This window comes from Nitrobacter sp., from assembly GCF_047149785.1.
Taxonomy (GTDB): Bacteria; Pseudomonadota; Alphaproteobacteria; order Rhizobiales; family Xanthobacteraceae; genus Nitrobacter.
Genome location: NZ_BAAGBE010000001.1, coordinates 67,415 through 83,753 on the forward strand (window position 1 = coordinate 67,415; position 16,339 = coordinate 83,753).

At 56.9% G+C, this 16,339-nt stretch carries 13 protein-coding genes and 1 pseudogene; 11 read left to right on the plus strand and 3 right to left on the minus strand.

Features of this window, described 5'->3' with window-relative positions; genetic code table 11:
* Positions 1–54: 54 nt before the first annotated feature.
* From ACMDCM_RS00320 to ACMDCM_RS00335, 4 genes are all read left to right on the plus strand, one after another.
* Positions 55–207 carry a hypothetical protein gene (locus ACMDCM_RS00320; protein ID WP_412771694.1) on the plus strand — a complete coding sequence of 51 codons (153 nt, stop codon included), beginning with the start codon at positions 55–57 and terminating at the stop codon, positions 205–207.
* Positions 208–302: 95 nt separating this feature from the next.
* A complete protein-coding gene (locus ACMDCM_RS00325) occupies positions 303–1,082 on the plus strand; it encodes a phage Gp37/Gp68 family protein (protein ID WP_412771695.1) in 780 nt (259 codons plus the stop codon).
* A gap of 39 nt (positions 1,083–1,121) precedes the next feature.
* The gene (locus ACMDCM_RS00330; protein ID WP_412771696.1) at positions 1,122–2,387 is read left to right on the plus strand and encodes a three-Cys-motif partner protein TcmP; all 1,266 of its coding nucleotides are present in this window, start codon (positions 1,122–1,124) and stop codon (positions 2,385–2,387) included.
* A gap of 37 nt (positions 2,388–2,424) precedes the next feature.
* The gene (locus tag ACMDCM_RS00335; protein WP_412771697.1) at positions 2,425–3,207 is read left to right on the plus strand and encodes a hypothetical protein; all 783 of its coding nucleotides are present in this window, start codon (positions 2,425–2,427) and stop codon (positions 3,205–3,207) included.
* A gap of 323 nt (positions 3,208–3,530) precedes the next feature.
* On the opposite strand, the gene ACMDCM_RS00340 is transcribed toward ACMDCM_RS00335, so the two are convergent.
* Both ACMDCM_RS00340 and ACMDCM_RS00345 read right to left on the minus strand, forming a co-directional pair.
* Entirely contained in the window at positions 3,531–3,956 is a 426-nt protein-coding gene (locus tag ACMDCM_RS00340; protein WP_412771698.1) for a hypothetical protein, read from the minus strand.
* A gap of 256 nt (positions 3,957–4,212) precedes the next feature.
* Positions 4,213–5,169 carry a hypothetical protein gene (locus ACMDCM_RS00345; protein ID WP_412771699.1) on the minus strand — a complete coding sequence of 319 codons (957 nt, stop codon included), beginning with the start codon at positions 5,167–5,169 and terminating at the stop codon, positions 4,213–4,215.
* Positions 5,170–6,014: 845 nt separating this feature from the next.
* Between ACMDCM_RS00345 and ACMDCM_RS00350 the strand changes: the two genes are divergently transcribed.
* The 6 genes from ACMDCM_RS00350 (at position 6,015) to ACMDCM_RS00375 (ending at position 15,284) form a co-directional block, all read left to right on the plus strand.
* Positions 6,015–7,271: a hypothetical protein gene (locus tag ACMDCM_RS00350; protein WP_412771700.1), complete on the plus strand. Its 1,257-nt coding sequence runs from the start codon at positions 6,015–6,017 to the stop codon at positions 7,269–7,271.
* Positions 7,272–7,622: 351 nt separating this feature from the next.
* Positions 7,623–7,898, plus strand: coding sequence for a hypothetical protein (locus ACMDCM_RS00355; protein WP_412771701.1), 276 nt, complete (start codon positions 7,623–7,625; stop codon positions 7,896–7,898).
* 15 nt (positions 7,899–7,913) lie between these two features.
* Positions 7,914–8,078 (plus strand): hypothetical protein, encoded by a 165-nt coding sequence (locus ACMDCM_RS00360; RefSeq protein ID WP_412771702.1) that lies wholly within the window; start codon positions 7,914–7,916, stop codon positions 8,076–8,078.
* A 1,210-nt stretch (positions 8,079–9,288) separates the two neighbouring features.
* Entirely contained in the window at positions 9,289–12,840 is a 3,552-nt protein-coding gene (locus ACMDCM_RS00365) for a DEAD/DEAH box helicase (RefSeq protein WP_412771703.1), read from the plus strand.
* Positions 12,837–14,588, plus strand: coding sequence for a phospholipase D-like domain-containing protein (locus tag ACMDCM_RS00370; RefSeq protein ID WP_412771704.1), 1,752 nt, complete (start codon positions 12,837–12,839; stop codon positions 14,586–14,588). Before ACMDCM_RS00365 ends, ACMDCM_RS00370 begins: the two co-directional genes overlap by 4 nt.
* Before the next feature lie 21 nt (positions 14,589–14,609).
* On the plus strand, positions 14,610–15,284 hold the full coding sequence (locus tag ACMDCM_RS00375) for a hypothetical protein (RefSeq protein WP_412771705.1): 675 nt from the start codon (positions 14,610–14,612) through the stop codon (positions 15,282–15,284).
* Between the two features lie 28 nt (positions 15,285–15,312).
* On the opposite strand, the pseudogene ACMDCM_RS00380 reads toward ACMDCM_RS00375, so the two are convergent.
* Positions 15,313–15,681 (minus strand): annotated as a pseudogene (locus ACMDCM_RS00380) (LysR substrate-binding domain-containing protein); the annotation flags it as partial.
* On the opposite strand from ACMDCM_RS00380, the gene ACMDCM_RS00385 reads away from it, so the two are divergent.
* The gene (locus ACMDCM_RS00385) at positions 15,632–16,090 is read left to right on the plus strand and encodes a hypothetical protein (RefSeq protein WP_412774789.1); all 459 of its coding nucleotides are present in this window, start codon (positions 15,632–15,634) and stop codon (positions 16,088–16,090) included. The pseudogene ACMDCM_RS00380 and the gene ACMDCM_RS00385 overlap by 50 nt on opposite strands.
* Positions 16,091–16,339 lie beyond the last annotated feature (249 nt).

Sequence of the window (16,339 nt, forward strand, 5' to 3'; positions counted from 1 at the left end):
GCAATGTCGGAAGCGGCGGGAGCCGATTCCATCTCAGAATCGGAACGGCTTGATATGGCCGTGGATCAAGCCATTGCGGAGCACGATGGTGATCCGCGGCGCACGATCCGGACGCTGCTTCTGGTGCAGTGGCGACTGGAGGCGAAGGTCTCACAAGGCTTCATCAGGGGCGTCCGATACGGCCGCTTTCGCTGTTACAACGGCTAGCCGCCTGCGACCGGCGCCTTCCAACCCGATCTTAACGGTTAAGCGGGTATTGACTGTGATCGATAAACGATCGACAGCGCGATGTGGGAACGGTCATGGCCGAGACACAAATTGAATGGACCGACGCCACCTGGAATCCGGTTGCTGGCTGCTCCATCGTCAGCGCTGGTTGTACGAATTGCTACGCCATGGAAATGGCGAGACGACTTCAGGCGATGAATGTCCCGAAATATAAAGGACTGACGCGCCGCAGCGGAAAACGAACCGTTTGGAACGGCGTAGTCCGTGAAGACAAGGCTGCCTTGGACATTCCGCTACGCTGGAAGAAGCCGCGAAAAATCTTCGTTAACTCGATGTCTGACCTGTTTCATGATCGGGTGACGGACGCCTTCATCCTGAAAGTGTGGGCTGTGATGCGTGCCACACCCTATCATCACTATCAGATCCTCACCAAGCGTCCCGAGCGTATGGGAGCGCTGGTTCGCTCCAAGATCGGCGAAGTTCTGCCGAACGTATGGCTCGGCACCAGCGTCGAGAACGCCAACGTCGTCGAGCGCATCGATCATTTGCGTACCGTTCCGGCGGCGATCCGTTTTATCTCTTTTGAGCCGCTGATCGGCCCGGTGGGGGCGGTCGATCTTCACGACATGCATTGGGCCATCGTCGGAGGAGAGAGCGGAAGATCGGCCCGCCCGATCCGTGAAGAATGGATCGATGAAATCTTCGATCGGTGTGCGATGCACAACACCGCGTTCTTCTTTAAGCAGTGGGGGACATGGGGGAAAGACAACAAGCGTCGTTCCAAAAAGGCCAATGGGCGCGTATATCGCGATCAGGTCTGGGACGAAATGCCGGAGGCTTCGCTCGCGCTCTGAGAATGACGCCTCTGGATAGCAGGATTCATTCGGGGGCGAATGTCGAAAAAACCGTATTCATGGGTCACGGGCGCGATTCTTGAGGAGCACTCAAGACGCAAGCATAAGGTCATCGGCGAATACGTCGCGCGCTATCTGGCTGTGCGCTGCCAGCTTCCTCAGCAGTCCCGGTTTCGTCTTGCCATTGTCGATGGTTTTGCGGGCGGCGGCCGATACAAGTGCGGCAGTCCCGGGTCTCCCCTGATTTTTATAAACGAGCTTCGTATCGCGACGGAGCAATTCAACATCAAGCGTCAGGCCGAGGGGATGTCGCCGCTCGACATCGAATGCCTGTTCATCCTGAACGACTTCGACAAAGAGACCGTCGAGCTGTTGAAAACGAATGCCGCTTCGTTTGTCGCCGAAATCAAGGAGAACGTGCCGAAACTCCACCTTCGCGTCGAGTATCGAAATGAGAAGTTCGACGAGCTCTATCCCGAAGTGAAGCAACTGTTGGAACGCGGCAGCTATCACAACGTCCTTTTCAACCTGGATCAATGCGGAACAGGCAGCGTTGAAATCAACACGATTGGCGACATTGTCGCGTCGTTCACGTCGGTTGAAATCTTCTACACATTCGGCATCCAGACGTTGCTGACGTTCTTGCATCAGACGGATCGGGCCGCGCTGGCCAAGCAGCTTGCGCCGTTTGGCGTCAGTCCTGATGATCTATCGCAGCTCGATGGTTTGATGACCAAGGACGCCTGGCTTGGCGCAGCGGAACGCATCGTCTTTGAGTCGTTTCGGCGATGCGCGAACTACGTCAGTCCGTTTTCCATCCACAATCCGGACGGATGGCGTTATTGGCTTATCCACTTCGCAAATTCGGTTCGCGCACGTCAGGAATACAACAATATCCTGCATCAAAACAGCAGCGCCCAGGCACATTTTGGCCGGTCCGGTTTGCACATGCTGTCCTACGACCCAAGTGAAGCCGACAGTATGCTCTATGTGTTCGATGCGGCGGGAAGGGCGGAAGCCAAAAAGCAGCTTCACGATGATATTCCACGGCTCATCACAAATTACGGCGATGCCATTCCGGTCGGGGAGTTTTACGCCAGCATCTACAACGCGACCCCGGCTCACATGCTCGACATCAGTTCAGCGATCATCGAGAACCCCGACCTGGAGGTTATCACTGAACAAGGCGGCGGCGAGCGCCGCAGAGCCAACACGATCAAGACCAGCGACATCCTGCGCTTGAAACAGCAGCGAAGTTTCTTTCCGATCTTCTTTGATAATCAAAGCAGGAGAGGGAAGAAATGACGCGTGCCTTCGTGCTCGCATAACGATTGGTGCCCGAATGGCGGACAATCGGAATACGCTCGCCCTGGTCGCAGCCGCTGCCGTCCTGGCGCTTGTATTGGGTTTTGCCTATGGCGCCACCTTCAATGGTGGTTGCGAGCAGATCAAGGATGCTCAATTTGGTTGTCTCGAATGGTGGTTCTCCCGCTACCAGACATTGATCGCAATGTTTGGCGCGATTTTCGTTGCTTGGCTTAGCGTCCAGCCTGTTTTGAAGCAGCTCAAGCTGTCATCGGTGCAGACCGCCGTCGCCTTGCAGCAGGTTCACGCAGATCGTGAAAAACGGTTGGAAAATTGGCTCAAGCCAGAATTGGCCGCGTTTCAAAAACTGTCTGAACAACTGGCCCGTGGCTACTACGAACGTGAGGATGACCATGGGGTGCTTCCTCACTGGGTATGGGATATGAACCAAACGGTCGACAGCGCCCGCGACCGCTTAATTCGACGGCAAGACAGAAACTTCGGACCTGCCGAGATAACGGCCGCCCGTCAAAACCTCATCGACATCCTCGGGCGGCTCAGCAAGTGCATGTCAGAATACAATGGATCTGTCTACGCCGACGACCCGGAGTACGATCTCTCCGACGACGATCGGGCGAAGATTGACGCAGCCGAGAACAAAGCGCGGGAAGATCTGCCGGCCCGAATTGATGAGGCGTCAGTGGCGATCAAGAAATTCGCTGAAGTTGTGGCAACGGACCTTCGGGAGTTGCGTTTGAAGCGTCGGCTCTATGATCAGTTGCTGGCGAGCGCCAACCTTCCGGCGGAGAAGTTGGACTAGGACGTCTGCGATAGCGTGGACGATGAGGCAATCGGCGATACGGATTCTTATTTGCGACGTGAACATGTAAGAGTTTTTCTCGCGAGAATTTCTGAAATGGCCGATGACCGCCACGTCGGGTTTTTCTTAATGCGAATGTCGTGATCCGGGCAGGCAAGCCAATATCGATTCTGAGTTCTCGTTTGATGACGATGATTTCGTCTGGGTTTCGATCGGGCCAAACGATTTCTCGCGCCGCACTTACATGTCGCCGGATAGATTAGCCCGCCGTAAAGCCCTTCCCTGTCAATCACCGCTAGACTGCGGGTACCGCATCCACCGAGTTAACAATTGCCGTTTGCTCGCGCCACTTTTTCGGCCGACAGCTTCTGCTTCATCGTTTGCTGCCACTTCTCCATCTCTGGCGTGACGGCTTTGTACACAGCATAGAATTTCGTGATCGCCCGCCAGATGGTCACGGGCGCTTCTATGTCGTCTATCGTGGCTGTATCGCATTTCTTGCCGTTATAGGTTCCGTGCTTGAGCCAATTGATGAAATCGTTTGGTTTCTGCGAGCCCTCGGCCTCGGGGAGGGTGGCGGCGAAGTCCTTTACCTTTTGGCGAAATGCGGGCTCATCCGGTTCGACAAGCATTCCTTCGGCTGCCGCCGCGAGGGTTATGGCGCATTCCTGCTCCCCTGCTGCATGGAGGTTCATGGCGGCATGGATCTGTCTCGCAGAAGCCAGCTTTGTGTTTGTTTCAGTTGCCATCGTTGCGCACCCCGCGAAATCAAAGAGTAGTCCTTTTAAAGCCTTTCGCTCAGAACGGGAGATTTTTAGTATCCCGGCTGTTGCGTCGATCTCGCATTCAGATTTTCGCGGTTGCGAGATCAGGTCCGTTCTTGGCGTTTTGCTGCTCTGACGCCCGCGGCCGTCGACGTCCGTTGTTGTACGCAATTCGGGCGAAGCTTTGTGGCTTAAGTCGCGAAAACTCTAAGAAATGACAAACGGCACTAGTCAGTGGGGCCTAATCGTCTTTCGACATCACATGGTCGCAGTAATCGCAGAGCTGTGAGTTGTTTACTGACATGTTTGAAACACCGAGCGACGTGCCGCAACGAGCGCAGCTTCCGCTGATGGTGTAGTCACACCAGAAGCACTTCACCGTATCGCCGGTCTCAACATAAGTGGAGTTAGAACATTCCGGACAGTCATGAATGACCGGTTCCGATCCGTCCTTCGCAGCCATATAGTCGTCGGCTCCAAACTGTGTTTCGACGAGTAGTTCAACTGTTTGTTCTGCCGAGAAGCTATCGCCACAGGCCTTGCATCGTCCCTTGATCTCGGCAGGATCACTATTGTTGGCGTCTTCTTGATAAAGTAGCGACGAGCCACACGTCGGGCAGCGGATCTCCGACCGCTCGGTTATCTCATGCCACCACGCGATCGCGTTCAACGACCCATCGCATTCGCTCTTCAACTTCTCAAAGAACTTCTTTTCCGCGAGCATCACATCCCAGGCATCTCCGAGCTCTGTTTTCGGCGACCGATCGAGGATGGCGAAGAACCCTTCCACCAATGGAAAGCAAGAGGCGATCGCCTGCCGGATCGCGTCTTTGGGAGCTTCGGAGTGATAGTGCTCGAATTCATTGCGGAGCTTCTGTAAATCCTTGATCTCTCCGGCCGGCCAGGTCAGCCGAAAGGCCTTAAACCGCTCGCGCAATTCTGCGAGGTCAATCGTCTGAAATCCCTTCGGTTGGTGGACGAGATCGCCGTCGTCGTTCAAGACCGGTGCGAATTTCGAGGCGAGAACGTTCATCGGATCCGCATCAGGCGCAGCATTCAGAAGACACTGTTTCCCGAGCAACAGCACACCCGCGTAAAAATTCCGCAGCGCGCTGACCGGCCGACGCTCGTCGTTGGACTGAAAGTCCTCGATTCCCATCTGGATAGAGTGAATTGCGTTCTCAAATATATCCGTCATGCTGTCTCAGCCGTTAGCTCGGCCTCCAGTTAAGGTTGGCCGCCGTAGGCCTGCTATTGGCTCGTCGCACAGGGGCGGCAATCGCTTGCGCCTAGCCGACGGATGAAATCGCATCGAGGCTCACTCACGTTGTGGGACGAGAATCAGGTGCAGTACTGGCCACCAATTCGAATTCATCAGGATGAGCTCCGAATGTAGCTTCGAACATCGCCTTTGCCCAGGCGACTAGGTCGTCATTTTCTCGACGGCCGGTTAGCCAGTGAAAGTCGTAGCGAAACGCTCCCTCTTCAAGAATCCATTGCCGTGTCAGATGGTAGAGTAGCGTCGAGCCGAAAAAGACATTCAGAGTCTCCTGCACGGCAGCTTGATCGCGACTAGGTACTTTCCTTGGAAAGATGCCATCATCGTCCGAGCGGTCCGAGAACAGGGAAAGATTCCGAACAAGCAACAGCAGTATAGCAGCGCGCTTACGGCGGAACTCGTGCTGGGGGCACTCGACGAGTATTGACGATACACGAGCTGCGGATTGGGTTTCTGACCCAACTCTCTCAGTCCCTCCTAGAGCATTTTCCGACCGGAATGAATCGGTTGGGATTCCCAAAACGGCGCGAGTCAGATTCAAGCTGGATGCTGGCGAGAGAGGTCAGCATGCATGACCAGGGCGCTTTCCGTTGATCTTCGCCAAAGGGTGTCGCCGCGATTGACGATGGCTTGTCCCGTCGGCGGGCCGCCGAGCGTTAGGGTATTGGCGCGGCTAGCGCGATCCGCTGGCGCAGTCGTCTCAAGGAAGCTGGCGACGTCGTTCCTATATACTACTAAAATTACTACGGTGATAAGGGTAGCTGATGCGGTTGACCGTTCTCCATCCAGAGGTGAGACCACAGATTGCGAAGTTCGCGGGCGGTTTGATGCCGGTTCGATTGCACGATGATGAGCAGCTTTCGCTGGTGATCAAGACGCAGAAAGAGGCGATCTTGGCCGCCAAGATGAACGGGTCCATCTCGTTTTATCTACCCGCGCTTCCCTCGTCGACCCTCACCACCACGTCGCTCATCACGGCGTTTTTCGATGATGATGACGAGCCGTTGACTATCAGAACTCCGCTGTTCGGCGACGACGATTTCTCACGAGGCATTATTGAAATCCTTAAATATGATGAAGTCGATATCTACTTCTTCGATGAGCACAATTACGAGTGGATGAGCTTTAGGACGATCGTAGAGGATAACGGCAGTTGCCTGATCGGCGATAAGGACATTCACCTGCTTGGATACCATCCGGAGACGGTGAAGAGCATCCATGGCGTGTTGAATGATTGGTTTGGGACCCGAACTCAGGAAGACGACGAATGCGCTATCCAGGCGGTGTTCAAGGAGGAGCTCGCGCCTCAAGATATATTCGTCCTCGACATGACACCGGAAATGAACGGCTATCAAGGCGGCTCGGGATACCGTCGCGATACCCTTGCGAGAACCGATCCAGGCTATCATCAGGAGCGAGACATTTCGGCCTGCCTGCTGCGTGCTTTTGAGCCGCAACAGATCATGATGAATCCGAGGCGCAAGGACACCTTCAAGGAAATCCTGGACCACCTCGTTTTGACGGATGAGTTGGCGATCCTCATCCAAGCCAAGGACAGCCCGACTACCGAAGCGGGAATCACTCGCACGCTTGAGCGGAAACGGCGCTCCACACATAGCCAGATCGATGACGCGATAAGGCAGATCAACGGCGCCGCTCGCTTTCTTGAGCGCGCGACAACGGCGAAGTTGGTTGTTAGCGACAACGATGTGGAGGTTTCGCTGGGGAAACGCCGGGTGATCGGGCTCGCGATCGTGAAAGAGCTGTTTGACGACGAGGGCAAAGCCTACGCGGCCGCTTGCAGAAAGCTCGCGAGTCTAAACGGTGGCGGCATGGTGATGGACTATAATTCGTTTCATGCTTTCACGCACCGCTTCAAATCAGAAGCCGAATTTGTCCGAGCTCTGGAAACGATGGTCGAGCGTGTGAAGACGAGCGGCTGGGTCAGGGTGAAAGACGAGGTGTTCGATGGGGTGTTGGACTGGGTGGAGCAGGTGAGGAAGGGCGGTTTGGATCGTTAATCTGAGGCTATAGAACGCCGCAGGACTTCGGCCTATCAGCCGAAACCAGGCGCGCCGCTTCCGGCTAGTTCGAATTAGACAGGAACGCGCCCGATCGCGGTAGCTCGATGTGGGGGAATGCTGACCCGAAAGCAACTGGACTGTGCGGCTGATTCGGGAAGCAGACGCGACAGTCGCACCTGCGTACGTCAGATCGTTCCGCTTACTTTCAATTGTAAGACCGTGATCGGCAGGCATCATCGATCATGATGGGCGGATGTTAGACTGGAATGACGCGAATGACCGGCAACAACACCATTGAGGAGCGATCAGCATCCATCGTAATCATCCCCTGTCCCGTAGCCTCTATTCATGGCTGTTTCTCGACAACGCCCCCTGGCGGTGGTTGGGCGCTTCCTTCCTCTTGGCAACCTATCCCACGCTTCATGGTGCGCCCATTCGCACGAGCCATTTTATCTTATCCTGCTGGATGATCTTGATGCGCGACTCGATCCAAAACTCGCATCGCCGCACTTCGATGCCTTCATGATTCCCAAAAGGGCGGAGCAGAGGTTCATGCTGATCGAAAGTCTTGCGCTCGCAGTAATCCGCCAAGAGGGCTTGAGCGCTCGCTATCCCGAAAGCTAGATTTATCTGGATTTGATGCCGGTCTTCACCCCCGCCGTCTGCCGTGTTTTCAAAGTGATGAAGGCCGCCGGCGTTCAATTCGAGGGGTATGACGCCGGCGTTTCTATGGAGCCCTTCGTCTCGGAGATTGAGATCGATCTAAGAACACCGATCTTCCCGGTGTCGCGCATCGGCGGGTAGCCGACGACATCACGGCCCATGTCGCCCGCGCCGGAAAACCGTTCGACCTCGAAATAGCCCTTCTTCAGCAACGCCCATCGCGCGCGAATTTTTCCAGCTCATCAGCTGGAAGCGCGACGATGTGGCGCTCAGGATGCAGGAGGGGCGAGGGGCAGGCACATACGGGAAAAGTACCTTCGATTATTGCCACGCATCTCGGTGCTGTGCCAAGGTCTCGCGTGCTGAACGGTGCAGAAATCCTATGGTCTGCGAAGGCGGGTGTGGTTTTAGCTGCGCGACTTTTACGGCGCGCTGCTATTGTTGCAATACGGCAGGTGCATTCATCGGAAATTCCGGGATTCAGGATCTATCCGTTCGCCGGTCGTGCTGCCGGTCCGATCGCGAGCGGGACGATTCGATATTGCTTCGGCAGAATTTTCGGACGATAAGCCGGGATCGAGTGAATACGTTGAAAAACCGATTCATGAATCCACGCATTCTCCTGCACGAACCGCGGCGCGGCCCGTGGCAAATAATATCCGGATCGCGAAGTGCGCGTAGCCCACTCCTTGTAAGAGTCGGCTTTCGGCAGCCACTCGAGCGCTAACCATGCTCCAGACAACGATCGGTGAGAATCCCTCGTAAAATCCGGTGCAACATAAGAAAATGGGCTTCCGCTTCTTTCCAGACTTATTTAATGGCCTGCTCGTTGCTGTTATTGATCTTGCTGAAGCGATTATGGGTAAATGTCTGCGGCTCTTTCCAGCTATAAAGCCTGGACATCCGCCGGCGCTCGTCGAGGGCGATCGCCTGACGAACGCTAGGATTTTGTCGAGTATGTGGAAGCTCCTTCTTCGGACTCAACGTGCCATTCGATTAGTCATTCGTGAATTATTATTTCCATTGGTTCGCGGGCGACAATCCATTTGGGTTCACGGCGTTGGACATCAAGTCGCTCCTCATGGGCGCGACGGGGTGCGATTGGGCCGATACGCGAGCAAAATGGCGCAGCGCCTATCCCTCGATTGAAAGGCGATCATCAGGCCCTGCATGATGCTGGCCGAGTTGTTCAGCTTGATCCGCGATAAACTCATGAAGAAATGCTAGAGCTTCGCCGGAGATTTAGAACCATGCGGCCCAGCAGCCAGGTCATCCGGGACATCGACTTTTTCCCAGTCAGGGCTGCTTTACTTTCAGCATATTATTGCAACCGGATTCCGAAGGCGTTGTAATGGCAGCTAAGAATAATCAGCCCTCGCTGGAAACGCTATTTGAACTCCCGGAAGACTATCTGCGTGGTCCGCAGCCTGAAGCGCTTCGACCCGGATTGATTGAAGCGGTCGATAGAAAGACCAAGCAGGATCGACTGCTGAAGTTCTGGCCGAAGACCGGAACCATCGCCGATGAGGAGCTTCGCGACCTCTGGCGCCACGAGCGGCTCCAGGTCGATCGCATCATGAGCTATCCGGGCGCCGACGAGGTTTTCGCCGGCGTCGTTGCGATGATCGAGACGTCGGACACGTTTTGTATCGTGCATGAACCGGGATCGATGCCTCTCGAAGGGAAGCTGAGGACGGCGCCGAAGCGGTTCTGGATGCGTAACCTGTCCGTTCCTGCAAACCGTGTCATCCTCTGGCAGAACCTTGGTCGGCTGGCGAAGGCATTGGGCATCCTGCACTCGCACGGACTTCTGCATGGCAGGATCGATAGCTATGCCGTCTTTACTGAGGGGGCGCAGGAGGCGGATTTCCGCCTGGGCGGCTTCGAATGGAGCCTGGTATTGGGCGAAGCGCGGACCGTTCACCCTCCGCTGCAACAGGTTCGGACCAAGATCCGACAGCTCACTTATTCCTATGCTCACGACTGGAAGGCTATTGCCTCGCTCTTCGCATCCTTCATAGGCATCGACCCGGGCGGATTGCGCAGAGCCGATCCCTATATCGACACGGACAACCCAATCGAATTGACGGACGGTGAAATCGATCTTCTGCGCCGGATGATCGATCCTGCACGTGAAGAGGTCGTCGAGGCGAAATCGGTCATGCGGTCAGTCCAGGTTCTCACGCGGGAGCTGGGCGGTCACCGCGAGACACGCGAATCCCGTCTGCTTCTCCTGTTTCGCCCAAACGACAAGATGGCCGAGACAATCTATACGCTGAGCGAAGAGAGCGTAGCCTTCGATGATATCCAGGCTCAACAGTCGTTCGTCGAAAGCGACCTGTCGAGTGGCGCCAGAATTGTCGCCCCTGCCGGCGATGACAATCCGGAGCGTCTCTTTCTGATAACCGATACGACGTCCTATCAGCTTCGCCGGTTCTCGAATTCGGGCGCTAGTACGTGGCAGGTTGCCACCGTCACGTCGATCATTGTCCGCGAGCCGGGCCGCGCATTTGGCAACAGCGAAATTCAGCAGATCCGGCACCCGGTCGAATTGGTCTCGAACAACAAGGAAGCGACCCGCAGATTGACCGAGCTGGGGGCGGGAGCGCTGGAGTGGACGCTCTCTCTCGTCAAAGAGAAGTCTCACGAAGAAGACCCAGAGACCCGCACGCTCAGGCACGCGATCCTGCTGATCCAGGTTGTCGAGGCGTTGTTGCACGTCCTCGAAATTCTTCCCGTTGCGATCGTGGGCACGCGTTCCGAACGAGGACGCGTCATCCTTCAGATCGCGCCGCGTGAATCGCCCAGAGACGATGTCGCTCGGAACGTCGGAGAGCGCAGCACGACCGACGTGATGGACCGGCTGTTCGAGAAGGACGACCAGGGTATCGACGTTGAGTGGCGATTGAGCAATTCAGGCGGCTTGGGCGGACGGGACGCGGGCGATGTCAGCCTGCGATTCGAGTCCGTCGAAAAGGACCGGTCTGGACACACCGTCTACGAATTCTCGGCTTTCGAGCTGCCCGCGGAGGACGACTGCCTGTTCTTGCGAAAGTATGGCGATCACGGCACGGAAAGCCTGATCCGACGGCGGCTCAGAACAACGCGCGCGCTTGCAGAGCAACGCGATCTCGTGACGCTGTTCTCCGATCCGAGGCGCAACAGCCGCCGCACAGACACGCCTCTTGCCAAAGATGAGTTCTACGAGGACCTGGACGAAGCAAAGCAGGGCGTTCTTGAGGACCTATGGACGCTCGAGCCGAGCTACTTCGTCGTCGGCCCGCCCGGCGTCGGCAAGACGAAGCTTGTCAGTGAAGTGCTGCGCCGAAAGGTGTCGGTCGACCCCGCGGCTCGCGTCCTTGTCTCAACGCAAAGCCATCAAGCCCTCGACCATATCCTGAAGGCGACGCGACGCGCGCTCAGCGGAAACGCGGAGGATGTCATTATCGTCCGCTCGCCAGGTCGTGACGACGCAGTATCTACCGAGGCGGACGTCCGGCGAACAGCCCAGGATTATTTGAAACGCGTTCGTGCCTCAGATCGCTTCGCAGAAGCGCCGCTCAGCGTGCAGTCGGGGATTGCAGATCTTGAGAAGGCGTTTGCGCAAGACGGGTTTGGTACGGTCCAACGGCGCGATGCGCGGGATGCCGAAGGAATGCGGGCGTTGACCGCATTGGTCCTCGGATCGGCGAACCTGGTGTTTTCAACGAGCGCATCGGCGGACATCGAGCGGCTGATCGACGAATCCGCCCAATTCGACTGGGCCATTATCGAGGAGGCTGCCAAAGCGACAGGACCCGACCTGATCGCTCCGCTCTCATTGTCGGGGCGGCGTCTATTTATCGGAGACCACAATCAGCTTCCACCGTTCGACACCGAACGCATGACCTCGATCCTCTCAGATCAGTCAGCGCTGCGGAATGCGTTGGTGAATTCGGATGAGATGATTGGGCCGACATTTTTTGAATCGGGGCTTGAGGAGCTTCGCAAGGCCGCCGAGGATGACGACACGCTCGCCCAGGTCTCGCGCGCCGCGCTGCGGGCATTTGAACCATTCCGCGTCCTCGTCGAAGAAGATGAAAAGCGCAGAAGCGTGGTCGCTGGCGCGAAGCGGTCAGTCTCAAGCGAATTGCTGGTGCAGCATCGTATGGACCCGCAGATCGCGGAGTTGATTTCGCTCTGCTTCTATAACGGACGGTTGAAGACTTCAGATCGCCGGACGAAGGAAGCATCGAAACCCCTGCCGTTCACATTTGGCGAAGGATTCCCCACGTCTCCTCTCGTTTTCATCGACATGCCCTATGTGAGCCGAACCGGAAAAGCTCCGCCGGTCGAATCCGGAAGGCCTCGATGGAGCAATGGATCTGAGGCGAGGGTCATCGTCGATTTGCTGGAGCGACTGCGTCTGCTGCCGCAAACTGGCGATCAAGAGGCGCCGTCGCTCGCCGTTCTCGCACCCTATCGGGCGCAGGTCGATCGGATCGAGCGGCAGATTGAGGCGCTTAAGGCGAAAGGGGACGATATCCTGCGCTTCAAGGGCTTCGCCGAGAATGGTCGAATTTGCGGGACCGTTGACGCGTCACAAGGTTCGGAGGCCGATCTGGTCCTCGTGTCGCTGGTTCGAAACAATCCCAGAACAGGGGTGCCGGCGCTCGGCTTTCTGCGCGATCGGCGCCGCATGAACGTATTGCTAAGCCGGGGCCGCCAGCAACTCGTTCTCGTCGGATCGCTGGAGTTCCTGCGGGAAAGCTCCCGGCATGCAACGAAGGATCCGAAAGACGAATTGTCGTTTGTCGTGACGTTTCTCGAAACGATCGAGGCGTTGCGCAAGCAGCAGGCCCAACGGGGCGGGCCGGCCGCGACGATCATCACTTCCGTGGAATTGATTCGGAGGGCCCGATGAGCGTCGTTGTAGCGATACCGATCCGCCGGGTTTCGACGCGAGCGGTGATTGAAAAAGGCCGTGGCTGGAGCGCCCTTGATGAGTTTGTCTTGTGGTCCTTGTCGCGCGAAGCCATGTCGGCGACGCGTTTGGCCGATGATCTTAATATCCCGCGGCGTGTCATTCTGGAGATCATCGTCCGGATGATGAGGTTTCGGCTGCTTGAGGCGGTCTTGATCGACGGCTTTCCGGCATTTCAGACGACGGCCTTTGGTGCGGCCGTGGTCGCGGGCGGATCGGAGATTCCAACGGACAAGCAACGGGTCACGCGAAATGTCTCGTTCGTTTACGACACGATCACAGGCACTGTATTTTCGCGACGAGACGTTGCGGGCAAACGCGCCGGAGTCATCCTTTCGCTGCGACAAAAGGGGATCGACGTCCGGGATATCGAGGTGCGCGGCGCGCTACCAAAGACCACACCTCAGGAGAATTTTGCCCGTATTCAGAAAGTCCTTCGTGAAGACGAGAAGCTGCTGTTCTTTGACGGCGACACATTCGTCGAGCGACAGAATGAATTCATGCTCATCGTCGTGGACGGCGCGTCGATGCGGAACCTGCCGGATCGTGCGCCTGAGTCTCTCAAGCAGGAAATCGCCCGCATTGCGGCATCAACGGATGGTGTGAGGCCGGTAGTCGTTGCATCCCACATCCAGGATGAGTCCGAAAAGGTTCTGCCTGATCCAATTTCCGTAGCATTTGAAGCGGATGACCTTATTTTTGGAGGTGACGCGCATCGTGAACGGCTCAAGCGAATCCTGGGAAGAGCGAGGCGACGTATATTCCTCCACTCGACATTCCTGCGGCTTGGAGGCTTCACCAGATGGCTTGACGAAATCCGCGACGCGGTCCGTCGTGGCGCCAAGATCGATCTGTTCTGGGGGGCTGGGGCGCCGGACAATCCGAATGAAAAGGCGTTCCTTCAGGCAGCGGAGATATCGAAGCTCATCGCCGCCGACGAACTCCTTCGAGAACGGGTCCGTATCCACCTCCGGTCAACCGGCTCACACTCCAAGCTGATTATCGCTGACGACGGCGACGAGGGATACGTCGCGGTCGTCGGATCCTGCAATTGGCTATATACCTCATTCGATCGATTCGAACTGTCGTGCGAATTCAGAGACCCGCGCCTCATCGCGGAAATCGCCGAGGCCTTCGGCGCGATGGTGGCTCGGCCGGGATTCAAGCCGGAGATCGGGACCGAACTCTATATTCTAGCGCGTTCGCTGCGACGGCGGCCTGAAAGCACCGGACATCATCGCGCTCGGGTGATCGCGGGACAAGCGCATGAGGCGATACTGCGTGAGGCCAGCGGCAGCCGGCCGAGCCGCTTCCTGGTTGCGAGCGACAAGTTCGGAAACTCGGCCTTCGCCAACGCGATCATCCCGGCCGAGGTTGCTGCGGCTACCGCTCGCACCGAGCCGGTTGTCATCTATGGAAGCACCGCCGGGCTGGTAAGTGGTCCGATCGCCGCTGGAATGACGTTCGACGTTCGCGAACGCGGTGTTCGCCTGCTTCGAATCTCCGAAGGCTTCCATGCGAAATTTCTTCTGTGGGGCGACGATGACGTCGTCGTCACCAGCATCAACTGGTGTTCGTGGACGTCGCCCCCGGATGCGCCCTTTGGTGAGATCGGCGTACATATATCGCGACCAGGCTTGGCGCGGCAGCTCGCGGAGCGCCTGCCTCTGATCTGGTCGCGGCTCTAACTCAATAAGCGGAGGAATTAAATGGCATCCGTCGCACGATATGTCGTTGAGCGGGCGCCGGACCAGGTCCGGCTCGCTTTCAAGAGCGTCCTCGATATCTGCATAGCGAAGAATATCGCGAGCGTGGCGTTGGTGGTCCCGCAAAAGAGCAGCTTCGATCGAACCATCGTGGCCGAATTCCTCGGACCAAATATCGTGAAAGCGCTGGTAAAGGGGCAGGCCGTTCAGATCGCCCAGGGCGTTCAGATGAAACTGGAAGGTGCTCAGGCCTTCCGGGGAAGCAGGTCGGAAGGGCTTCTGATTGGCGCCCACATCTCGGACAAAGACATGAACAAGCTAGACGACTCGATTGGAGTGCAAGCGATTGTCTATCTTCCTTGGAACGACACCGAAGGCAAAGACTGGCAAGCGACGTGGGGAGCCCAGATAGTGGGAGTAACCACTGCGCCGACGCCCGCCGGTAGTTTGCCCGCCCCTGTAGAGGCGGCGCTGCAGAGCCTGACTCAAGCCATTAACTTGGGTACGGGTCTCAATCATCCCTCAGACAAGAAACATGCAGAGCGCACAATCGCGCGGCTTCGTCAGGAAGGCCATTCATTCGATCCTGTTGAAGTCCGCCGGTGGGCTCAGCGGAACGGCTGGTCGTCAAGCGCGGCCGTTGACTTGGAAGCGGTGGCTCGCAAATCGACTAGATAACGCGCAGAAGGATTGCATATGTCGGACCTGTCATGGGCATGGGTTCCGCACGATGATCCGGCATGACCTCAACGAGTTCCCCCGCTTCCAGATGGATGCGAACGTCATAAGCCGGGATCTGGATCAACTCGAGGCCCGCCAGACAACAGGCGATGTATGCCTCGGCGCTGTTGACGGTGGCGCGACCACGCAGCGGCACCGTGCGAAGCGCATCGTGTTCGATCCACTCCTAGTCCTCGACCCGCCCGTTGGAGGGTGACGCATAATTGACCGCCCAATGATGCCCGAGATCGTCAGGTGTGCGCGGTGTTCCGTGGGCTTTCAGATAGGCAGGGCTGGCGACATTGATGAGCGGCAGACTGCCAATCGGTCGCGCTATCAAGCCTGAATCGCTTAGACTGCGGGACGAGATTCAGACCGTTGCACGCGAGGTCCGCCATATGCGGCTCCTGAGGCGCGGTGCCCAGAACAAGGCACGGCTGGCAGAAGCCTGGCGTACGCACGGCGTTTACCGAAATGCCCGCGAGCTTCTGCATGCCGCAGTTGTCGAAGATCAGTTCGCAGCGATCACCCGGCCTCACCGTGGTGTCACGGTGATGACGATCCATAAGGCCAAGGGGAAAGAATTCGACAGGCGATCGTTTTTGAAGGGCTGTACCAGCGATACTTGCAGCCACGAGGTGCTGACGCCGAGCGATCCGCTCTGCTTTAATCTGCATGTCGCAGCGACACGGGCGCGCGCCGCAGTCACCATCATGACCTCGTCGCGTGATCCGTGTCGCTTGCTTCCCAGTATTGCTGAGTGACCTAATCCTCGGCGTCGATAGGGACGAGTTGTTTTCAAGGATCAATGCTCATGCATTGATCCTTGAAAAGGCGATCATGTACTCCGCGAGCGAGATCGTATTGTAAAAATTTGCAAAGCGGATCCTAGGCGAGCCGCTCGAGATCGTGCTGTCGAAAAAGATTGTCACTCAGGGTGGCGATCGGGAAATTGTCATCAACGAAGGAGGGTGAAAATTCAACGTGTCGAGAAGCTCGACATTCCCTCGCTC

Bases quoted from the DNA above. Each gene is read 5' to 3' on its own strand.
- ACMDCM_RS00375 (WP_412771705.1), top strand. From the start codon at position 14,610: ATGGCATCCGTCGCACGATATGTCGTTGAGCGGGCGCCGGACCAGGTC.
- ACMDCM_RS00325 (WP_412771695.1), top strand. From the start codon at position 303: ATGGCCGAGACACAAATTGAATGGACCGACGCCACCTGGAATCCGGTT.
- ACMDCM_RS00360 (WP_412771702.1), top strand. From the start codon at position 7,914: ATGCCGGTCTTCACCCCCGCCGTCTGCCGTGTTTTCAAAGTGATGAAG.
- ACMDCM_RS00320 (WP_412771694.1), top strand. From the start codon at position 55: ATGGCCGTGGATCAAGCCATTGCGGAGCACGATGGTGATCCGCGGCGC.
- ACMDCM_RS00330 (WP_412771696.1), top strand. From the start codon at position 1,122: ATGTCGAAAAAACCGTATTCATGGGTCACGGGCGCGATTCTTGAGGAG.
- ACMDCM_RS00350 (WP_412771700.1), top strand. From the start codon at position 6,015: ATGCGGTTGACCGTTCTCCATCCAGAGGTGAGACCACAGATTGCGAAG.
- ACMDCM_RS00385 (WP_412774789.1), top strand. From the start codon at position 15,632: ATGAGCGGCAGACTGCCAATCGGTCGCGCTATCAAGCCTGAATCGCTT.
- ACMDCM_RS00345 (WP_412771699.1), bottom strand. From the start codon at position 5,169: ATGACGGATATATTTGAGAACGCAATTCACTCTATCCAGATGGGAATC.
- ACMDCM_RS00355 (WP_412771701.1), top strand. From the start codon at position 7,623: ATGGCTGTTTCTCGACAACGCCCCCTGGCGGTGGTTGGGCGCTTCCTT.
- ACMDCM_RS00365 (WP_412771703.1), top strand. From the start codon at position 9,289: ATGGCAGCTAAGAATAATCAGCCCTCGCTGGAAACGCTATTTGAACTC.
- ACMDCM_RS00335 (WP_412771697.1), top strand. From the start codon at position 2,425: ATGGCGGACAATCGGAATACGCTCGCCCTGGTCGCAGCCGCTGCCGTC.
- ACMDCM_RS00340 (WP_412771698.1), bottom strand. From the start codon at position 3,956: ATGGCAACTGAAACAAACACAAAGCTGGCTTCTGCGAGACAGATCCAT.
- ACMDCM_RS00370 (WP_412771704.1), top strand. From the start codon at position 12,837: ATGAGCGTCGTTGTAGCGATACCGATCCGCCGGGTTTCGACGCGAGCG.